We start from the raw sequence: 3,446 nt of genomic DNA, 5'->3' as shown, positions 1-3,446 counted from the left end.
ATCGCCCGCCGCTGCCTCTTCTGCACCGATGACCGGCATGCGGCCGACATCATGGAGCGGGGCCACATCGCCGGCATCCTGCGCGACGCCGTTGCGCTCGGACTCGACCCGATGACCGCCGTCACGATGGCCACGCTCAACGCCGCCGAGTGCTACGGACTCCGGGACCGCGGCGCGGTCGCCCCGGGGAAGCGCGCCGACCTCGTCCTTGTCGAGGACCTGAAGGACTTCCGCGTGACCGACGTCTGGTCGGGCGGGGCGAGGGTTGCCGGGGAGGGCAGCCTCACCGCTCCCTGCGAACGGACCGACCTCGCCGAAGTCGCCGCTTCCGTGCGCCTCGCGCCCTTCACCGAAGCCGACTTCGCCGTCCTCGCGCCCTCGGGACGCGCCCGCGTGATCGGGCTCGAGCCGCACTCGCTCATCACGACGGAACTGATCGAAGAGGTCACCGTCGAAGCCGACGGGCGCGTGATGCTTGAGAAAAACCCAGGGCTCCTGAAGCTCGTCGTCCTCGAGCGCCACCGGGCGACCGGCCGTCACGGCGTCGCGCTCCTTGACCGCCGCTACGGCCTGAGGAACGGCGCGATCGCGACGAGCATCGCCCACGACTCGCACAACATCGTGGTCGCGGGCGACAGTGAATCCGACATGGCCGCGGCCGTCCGGGCCGTGGAGGCTATGGGCGGCGGCATCGCCATGGTCTCCTCCGGAGATGTGCTCGCCTCGCTCCCGCTCCCCGTCGGGGGCCTCATGAGCGACGCGGCGCCTTCCGAGGTGGCGGCGAGCCTCAGGGACCTCATCGCGCTCGCCCGCGATCACTTCGGCATCTGGGAAAAGGCCGACGCCTTCATGACCTTGAGTTTCCTCGCGCTTCCCGTGATCCCGAAGCTCAAGCTCACCGCCGACGGGCTCTTCGATGCGGAGAAGTTCACCTTCGTGCCGACGGACGCGCCGGCCTGAGCATCGACGCCCGAAGAGAAGAAAGGCGCCGCAGGAGCATGAAACCCGCTCCCCGGCGCCTTTGCCGTCTGATCCGTCAGATCAGCCGCAGCGGACCGCGCGGCCGTCCTTCCCGAGGAAGATCTCCGCCGGACGCGGGAGCTGCGCGAACTGCATCGGGCTCAGCACCGCGGCATAGGTTCCCGCGTTGGTGAAGGCGACGACGTCACCGGGCTCGAGGCGCGGGAGTTCCACGTCCTCGGCCGCGACGTCGGCGGCCGTGCAGAGGTTGCCGACCAGGGTCACCTTCTCCGTCGGAGCGGCGAGGGGCTTCAAAGTGAGGATGCGGAAGGCGTCACCCTCGGCGGTCCTCGTGTAGAGCGGCTCGCACCCGGCGGGACTGGCGCCGGCGGCGTACTTCTTCACCATCCGCGTGATGGAGGGCTTGTAGAAGCCGTTCAGCGTATTGGCGAGGATGAGGAAGGTCTTCCCGTGGGAGACCTTCCGGTCGAGCACGGTCGTGATGTAGTAGCCCGCGCGGCAGGCGACGAAGCGGCCCGTCTCGAGGTACACCTTCGTCTCGGGCGCCTCCTTCCTGAATTCAGCGAGGAGCGCCTGCGCGGCGGCGCCGAGCCGTGCCGTGTCGACCTCCGGGTCACCGGCGCCGTAGGGGATGCCGATGCCGCTCCCGAGGTTGAGGAACTCGAGCTTCCCGCCCGCGGCCGCGCGCACGCGGCGCACGAGGTCGAAGAGGTAGCGGTGGCAGCCCTCGAGCGCCTCCGTGTCGAGCACCTGGCTCGCCACATGGACGTGAAGCCCCGTCACGCGCACCGCGCCGTCGGCCGAGGCCTCGGCGAGATACTTGAAAAGCTGATCCTCGTCGATGCCGAACTTCGAGGGCACGCCGCCCGTTCCCCCGTAGGAGAACTCGGGATTGACGCGCACGCCGATCCCGACCTTGAGCCCCCTGGCCTCGGCGACCTCGCGGATGCGCTCGATCTCGGCGAGGCTGTCCGCGACGATCGTCGCCTGCTCGATCGCGATCTCAATGTCGCGACGGGTCTTGCCCGGCGCGGAGTACTGGATCAGCTCGCGCGGAAGGCCCTCACGCACCGCGGCGACGACCTCCGCCGCCGAGGCGGCGTCTGCGCCGAAGCCGAGCCCCAAGAGAGTGGCGAGCACCTCGTCGGCGGGATTGGCCTTGACGGAGTAGAGGAGCCCGAAGCCGGCGAAGTCGCGCTTCAGAACCAAAGCGTCGCGCTCGATCGCGGCCTGGTCGTAGAGGTAGAGGCTGCCGTGCTCGCGGGCGAGCGTTTCAATAAGTTCAGCGTTCATGGCTGTGTCCCCCCTGAAGGAAAGTGATGCGCGGATATTAGAGGACACGGGGCCCGCCTCCTGTGTCAGAAAGCGGGCCTCGTGTGACCAAGCGATCGGTTTTGTATCAGAGCGCTTCAGGGCTCCCTGTGATGGAGCGTCGTGGAGAGCCCCGCGATGCCCCACCGGTCCGGGGCGACGCCGCTGATCGAGACCTCCGTGGTCGGCGGGTTCTCGCCGAGCACCCGCAGCACAAGCTCGCGGAAACGGTCAAGAATCTCCGTCTTCTGCTCGAGTGTGGGCGCCTCGGTGCCGCCCGTGACACGGATGATGTACTCGGTCATGACCCTTCCAACCCGGCCCGGGGATTACTTCGCGGGCTTCGAAGTGAGGTTGCGGCGCACCGTGGCGGAAAGTCCGCCCACGCCCCAGTTGTCGGGGTCGACCTCCTCGATGATGACGTGGGTCGTCGCCGGGTTCTTGCCGAGGACGCGGACGACGAGGTCCGTGGCGCCCTTCAGAAGCTCAGCCTTCTGCTCGGGCGTGGGGGCTTCGGCTCCGCCGGTGACCTTGATCGTGATGAGCGGCATGATGTATCTCCTTTTTTTGGAAGAATGGATGTGTAAATTCTGTCTCTTCCGAGATGATTGCCCGGGCCCCCGGGCGTGTCACTCGAGAATGTAGCGGATCAGCGCCTCGGCGTGCACCTCGGCCGCATTGATGACGGGGAAGGGGGCGGGCGAGTCGCGCCAGAGGAGCGGGAGCTCCGTGCAGCCGAGGATCACGGCGTCGGCGTCCGCCTTCTCCATCAGGTCGGCGGCGATCTCCTCGACGGCCTCGCGGGTCTCGGCGCGCACGACGCCGGGCTCGAGCTCGGTCTCGATGCAGTGCTCGATGAATTCCTGCTCCATGGCTGCAGGCACAGTGGTCGCGAGCCCGCCCTCGGCGAGCGGTTTCCTGAAAAAATCGTCGCGCATCGTGGGGAGCGTTCCGAGCAGCACCGCATGGCGGATGCCGCGGCGGCGCGCATCCTCGGCGACCGCATCGGCGATCGTGAGCACCGGGACGGGCAGGCGGTCGCGGATGATGTCGAGCACCGCGTGCGCGGTCACGCCCGTGAGCGCCACGGCCTCGGCACCCGCGGCGGCGAGCCGCTCGATCGAGGCGAGCAGTATCCGGCCCGCGCTCTCGAG

General features: G+C 68.5%; 5 protein-coding genes. 1 reads left to right on the top strand and 4 read right to left on the bottom strand.

The features are described from left to right. On the top strand, positions 1 to 960 hold a 960-nt coding region (locus Q4F91_RS12640), incomplete at its 5' end, for an adenine deaminase C-terminal domain-containing protein (protein ID WP_303338087.1). An 81-nt stretch (positions 961 to 1,041) separates the two neighbouring features. Here the strand turns inward: Q4F91_RS12640 and Q4F91_RS12635 are convergent. The 4 genes from Q4F91_RS12635 to Q4F91_RS12620 form a co-directional block, all read right to left on the bottom strand. Further along, positions 1,042 to 2,274, bottom strand: a complete 1,233-nt coding sequence (locus Q4F91_RS12635) for a hypothetical protein (RefSeq protein ID WP_303338086.1) — start codon at positions 2,272 to 2,274, stop codon at positions 1,042 to 1,044. A 116-nt stretch (positions 2,275 to 2,390) separates the two neighbouring features. After that, the gene (locus Q4F91_RS12630) at positions 2,391 to 2,597 is read right to left on the bottom strand and encodes a tautomerase family protein (RefSeq protein ID WP_303338085.1); all 207 of its coding nucleotides are present in this window, start codon (positions 2,595 to 2,597) and stop codon (positions 2,391 to 2,393) included. A gap of 24 nt (positions 2,598 to 2,621) precedes the next feature. Further along, positions 2,622 to 2,843, bottom strand: a complete 222-nt coding sequence (locus tag Q4F91_RS12625) for a 4-oxalocrotonate tautomerase family protein (RefSeq protein WP_303338084.1) — start codon at positions 2,841 to 2,843, stop codon at positions 2,622 to 2,624. Positions 2,844 to 2,921: 78 nt separating this feature from the next. Then, on the bottom strand, positions 2,922 to 3,446 hold a 525-nt coding region (locus Q4F91_RS12620; protein WP_303338083.1), incomplete at its 5' end, for an aspartate/glutamate racemase family protein.

The sequence above is a fragment of the Sutterella sp. genome (assembly GCF_030539355.1).
Classification (GTDB): domain Bacteria; phylum Pseudomonadota; class Gammaproteobacteria; order Burkholderiales; family Burkholderiaceae_F; genus Sutterella.
Note: the sequence above shows the minus strand (reverse complement) of the source record. Positions and strands in the feature narration are given on the sequence as shown.

Coding starts and splice junctions, on each gene's coding strand:
- Q4F91_RS12635 (WP_303338086.1), bottom strand. CDS start 2,274: ATGAACGCTGAACTTATTGAAACGCTCGCCCGCGAGCACGGCAGCCTC.
- Q4F91_RS12630 (WP_303338085.1), bottom strand. CDS start 2,597: ATGACCGAGTACATCATCCGTGTCACGGGCGGCACCGAGGCGCCCACA.
- Q4F91_RS12625 (WP_303338084.1), bottom strand. CDS start 2,843: ATGCCGCTCATCACGATCAAGGTCACCGGCGGAGCCGAAGCCCCCACG.